Annotated in this window: 4 protein-coding genes; all 4 read left to right on the top strand. The window is 66.4% G+C overall.

Annotation, left to right across the window (positions count from 1 at the left end):
• Nucleotides 1-341: 341 nt before the first annotated feature.
• The 4 genes from IU450_RS39105 (at nt 342) to IU450_RS39090 (ending at nt 3985) form a co-directional block, all read left to right on the top strand.
• Nucleotides 342-878: a GNAT family protein gene (locus tag IU450_RS39105; RefSeq protein ID WP_324197984.1), complete on the top strand. Its 537-nt coding sequence runs from the start codon at nt 342-344 to the stop codon at nt 876-878.
• 240 nt (nt 879-1118) lie between these two features.
• The gene (locus IU450_RS39100) at nt 1119-1703 is read left to right on the top strand and encodes a recombinase family protein (RefSeq protein WP_195154751.1); all 585 of its coding nucleotides are present in this window, start codon (nt 1119-1121) and stop codon (nt 1701-1703) included.
• A 39-nt stretch (nt 1704-1742) separates the two neighbouring features.
• Nucleotides 1743-3173: a Mu transposase C-terminal domain-containing protein gene (locus IU450_RS39095; RefSeq protein WP_228835752.1), complete on the top strand. Its 1431-nt coding sequence runs from the start codon at nt 1743-1745 to the stop codon at nt 3171-3173.
• Between the two features lie 2 nt (nt 3174-3175).
• Nucleotides 3176-3985, top strand: coding sequence for an AAA family ATPase (locus IU450_RS39090; protein WP_195154750.1), 810 nt, complete (start codon nt 3176-3178; stop codon nt 3983-3985).
• Nucleotides 3986-4318: the final 333 nt, after the last annotated feature.

Genomic DNA, 4318 nt, shown 5'->3' with positions numbered 1-4318 from the left:
CGCCAGCTCCTCAGCCGAAGCCTGGGCCTTCTTCCTCGCCACAGCATCAAGTGTCGTCATCACGGCACCTTCCCGCTGAACATCGTTCAGCGCGTCAGGCCGCAAACACCGTTAGATCCACAGTCCCACCGATGATGAGCGTGCCGTGTGGTGGTTCCGTGTCGACCTGCTTTGCCGCGTGCCGGTGGCAGCTGTCACCACACCGAACGCTCGGTATTTGCGGCCGTGTCACCTCCAGGCGCTGACCGCGTACCTGATGCTCAGTGAGTGTGGTTCGGTGTGGCTTTGTCGCCATGGAATCGGGTTGCGCGCCTGCGGCTCTCGGGTGTGGGGTAGGGATCGTGACAGCGCTGGTGGTGCCGGTAATGGAGGGCAAGGGGATTCGTCTGCGGCCCTTTGTGACCGCAGACGTGAGCTTGATCGTCGATGCAGGGCAGGATCCGTTGATTCCGTTAATTACGACGGTGGTTGCGCATGGAGGCCAGGACGATGGGCGGGCATTCATCCGGCGCCAGCACCAACGGGCAGCGACTGGGGAAGGCTGGTCGTTCGCCGTCTCGAATCTCGACACTGATACCGCGGTAGGGCAGATCGGGCTCTGGCGGAGAGATATCCGTCACGGCAGAGCATCGGTCGGGTACTGGGTTGGCCCCGGTTCTCGGCGCTGTGGTTACGCAGGTCGGGCTCTGCGCCTGCTCAGCTCGTGGGCCGCGACTCTCGAGGAAGTGTCGCGGCTCGAGCTGTATGTCGAGCCATGGAACGAGGGATCATGGCGTGCCGCGGAGTCGGCCGGATACCAGCGTGAAGGCTTGCTTCGCAGATGGCAGAAGATCGCTGGCGAACCCCGCGACATGTACATGTATGCGCGCCTTCCCTGACTGCACACCGCAACGATCCGGGGCTGCGGGTGACCTACCGGCATCCGCTTCTCGGCATTTTGGGATCTTCGCGTCATGGGGTGAGCAGATGTGACGGCTTGTGCAACCGGCAACAGTGTCCGGATACGATCGTTCGCGAGACACTCTCGGCGGCAGTTGGTTTCCGCAGGCCGGATCTGTAAAGGTTGCTGTGTACGCGGCAATGTCAACCTGTCGGGGGTTACCGATACGTTCCGGGGCATGAGAATCGGCTACGGGCGGGTCTCCACCCGCGATCAGCATCCCGAGGCCCAGCACGACGCGCTCACCGCTGCCGGGTGTGAGCAGATCTTCCTCGACAAGGTTTCCGGCAAGCTCGCCTCCCGTCCTGAGCTCGACAAGGCGTTGCTGGTGGCCAACCGGGAAGGCGATCAACTGGTGGTCACCAAGCTGGATCGGCTCGGCCGTTCTCTTGAGCACTTGATCGAACTGTCGAAGACGCTGCAGGACCGCGGTGTGGACCTGGTGGTCCTCGACCAGGGCATCGACACCTCCACCGCGGTCGGGCGGATGTTCTTCCAGATCCTGGGCGCCATCGCCGAATTCGAGCACGCCTTGATGTCCGAGCGCACCCGCGACGGCCTTGCCGCCGCCCGCGCTCGCGGCCGCACCGGCGGCCAGAAACCCAAACTCGGGCCACGGCAGGTGCAGCTGGCCCGGGCAATGTACGACGAGCTCGACGAGACCGGCAAACGCCGCTACACCGTCGCGCAGATCGCCGCCGAATTCGGTGTCACCCGCCCCACGATCTACCGCCACTTGTCTGCGGCGGGCGCGACAATGTGACCAGCGGCCGAGCCGGGCAGTGCGGAATCGGGGTGAGCCATGACGGGCGGCGGACTGACCGAATTGAGCGAGGCCGACCGGCGGCAGGCGATGAATCGGCTCGAGGTGCTGCGGCCGTATCTGGAAGACGACGTCCCCCTCACCCGCGCTGCGGCTGCATCGGGCACGCCGCTGCGGACCGCGCAACGATGGCTGCGCCGTTACCGCAGCGCGGGCCTGGCCGGACTCGCTCCGACCCGCCGCCGGTCGTCCGGCCGACGTACGCACCCGGAGCTGGTGCGGCTGATCGAGGCAATGGCGTTGCGCTGCCCGCGCCCGTCGCTGGCGGCGATCACCCGCCGCGCCGCTCGCGCCGCCACCGAGCAGGGATGGGATCCGGCGTCCTATACCACCGTTCGCGCGATCGTCACCGACCTCGACCCCGCCATGCTCACCCTCGCCCACGACGGCGCCGCGGCCTTCCGTGACACCTACGAGCTGGTGTACCGCCGCCGCGCCGAGCGCCCGAACCAGATGTGGCAGGCCGACCACACCCAGCTCGACATCCTTGTGGTGGAGGCCGGCCGCAACCGGCGGCCCTGGTTGACCGTGGTCCTCGACGACTGCTCCCGCGCGGTGCCCGGCTACACCGTCGACCTGGGCGCGCCGTCGGCGCTGAACACCTCGCTGGCGCTGCGGCAGGCGATCTGGACCAAACCCGGCCCGGGCTGGCCGATGTGCGGGATCCCCGAGATCCTTTACGTCGACCACGGCAGCGACTTCACCAGCCAACACCTCGCCCAGGTCGCCGCTGATCTGAAGTTCCAGATCGTGCACTCCACCGTCGCGCGACCCCAAGGCCGCGGCAAAATCGAGCGATTCTTCGGCAGTATCAACACCGAACTACTCACCGAGCTGCCCGGCCACCTCGTCGGTGGCAAGCCGGTCACTGCGCCGGCACTGTCGCTGCGCCAGCTCGACGAGGCGATCGGCAGGTTCGTCACCGCCACCTACCACCAGCGCACCCACTCCGAGATCGGTGTCTCACCACACGCGGCGTGGGTCGCTGACGGCTGGCTGCCACGCATGCCCGACACCCTCGAACAGCTCGACCTGCTGCTGGTAACCGCCGCGACGCCGCGCGTCGTGCACCGCGACGGCATCCACTTCCAGGGCCTGCGCTACCTGCACCCGACCTTGGCCGCCTACGTCCGCGAAACCGTCACCATCCGCTACGACCCGCGCGACATCACCGCCATCCGCGTCTTCCACCGCAATCGGTTCCTGTGCACTGCCGTCAGCCCGGACCACAGCGGTGACACCATCGGCCTCAAAGACATCCAAGCCGCCCGCCGGGCCTACCGCCGCCGGATCCGCGAGCAGATCAACGAACGCATCACCGCCGTCACCGACTACCTCCCCGCACCCGCCCCGCCGGTGCCGGCGTCACCGCCGCCCGGGCCGCGGCTGCGCACCTACTTCGAGGAGTGATCATGCCGCCGCCGCGGAACTGGCCGTTCATCGCCACCAAGGAACACCGCCGGTTCATCGAGTTCGCCGACACCGTCAAACGCGACCGAACCATCGGCATCTGCTACGGCGCAGCAGGAATCGGGAAAACACTATCGGCATCCCGCTACGCCCGCTGGGACAAGGCCGACCACCTGCTGAGCACCTGGGGCCCGCGCGAAGAATCCGACAAAGACGTCTACGCCGCACTGGCCCGCTCGCGCACCGTGTTCTACACCCCCACCGTGGCCGCGCCGCTGCGGCAAGTCCGCGACGACCTCAAGCTGCTACACAACCGGGTCAACATCTGCATCGACCAGCACGTCTGCCCCACCCGCCGCGAACACCAGACCGTCGACTACGTCGAACTGGTCGTCATCGACGAATCCGAACGCCTGTCCGCCACCGTCATCGAACACCTCCGCGACCAGTACGACCGCGGCGACCACGGGCTGCTGTTCATCGGAATGCCCGGCATCGAGAAAACCTTCTCCCGCTACCCGCAGCTCTACAGCCGCGTCGGCTTCGCCCACCACTACCGGCCGCTGACCGGTGAAGAACTCACCTTCGTCCTGACCCGGCACTGGCACAAACTCGGCCTGCACCTGGACCCCGACGACTTCACCGACGCCCAAGCCGTCGCCACCGTCGCCCGCATCACCAGCGGCAACTTCCGCCTCCTGCAACGACTGTTCGCCCAAATCCACCGCATCATGAAAATCAACGAACTCCACACCATCACCGCCGACGTCGTCGAAACCGCCCGCAGCACCCTCGTCATCGGCGCCACCTGACGATGCGAGGACACCGCCATCTACCGCCGCGAATCACACCACATCGAGCACTCGCCGACCTGGGCGGACGCACCGGCTCCGCCGAGCGGGCGGTTTGGGACAAAAACGTTCGTTACCGCCCACTCCGACCACGGCCGAATCACCGTCCAGGCCAAGCGCCTGGACCAGCCACTACGAGAACTTCGTTGGATTTTCGGCGATTACTAGGGACTGTGGATCTAACGGTGTTTGCGGCCTGACGCGCTGAACGATGTTCAGCGGGAAGGTGCCGTGATGACGACACTTGATGCTGTGGCGAGGAAGAAGGCCCAGGCTTCGGCTGAGGAGCTGGCG

It is taken from the genome of Nocardia abscessus, from assembly GCF_015477775.1.
GTDB classification, from domain to species: domain Bacteria; phylum Actinomycetota; class Actinomycetes; order Mycobacteriales; family Mycobacteriaceae; genus Nocardia; species Nocardia abscessus_A.
The sequence above is the reverse complement of the archived record's forward strand: the minus strand, read 5'-3'. Positions and strand labels throughout refer to the sequence as shown.

Bases quoted from the DNA above. Each gene is read 5' to 3' on its own strand.
- IU450_RS39095 (WP_228835752.1), top strand. From the start codon at position 1,743: ATGACGGGCGGCGGACTGACCGAATTGAGCGAGGCCGACCGGCGGCAG.
- IU450_RS39090 (WP_195154750.1), top strand. From the start codon at position 3,176: ATGCCGCCGCCGCGGAACTGGCCGTTCATCGCCACCAAGGAACACCGC.
- IU450_RS39100 (WP_195154751.1), top strand. From the start codon at position 1,119: ATGAGAATCGGCTACGGGCGGGTCTCCACCCGCGATCAGCATCCCGAG.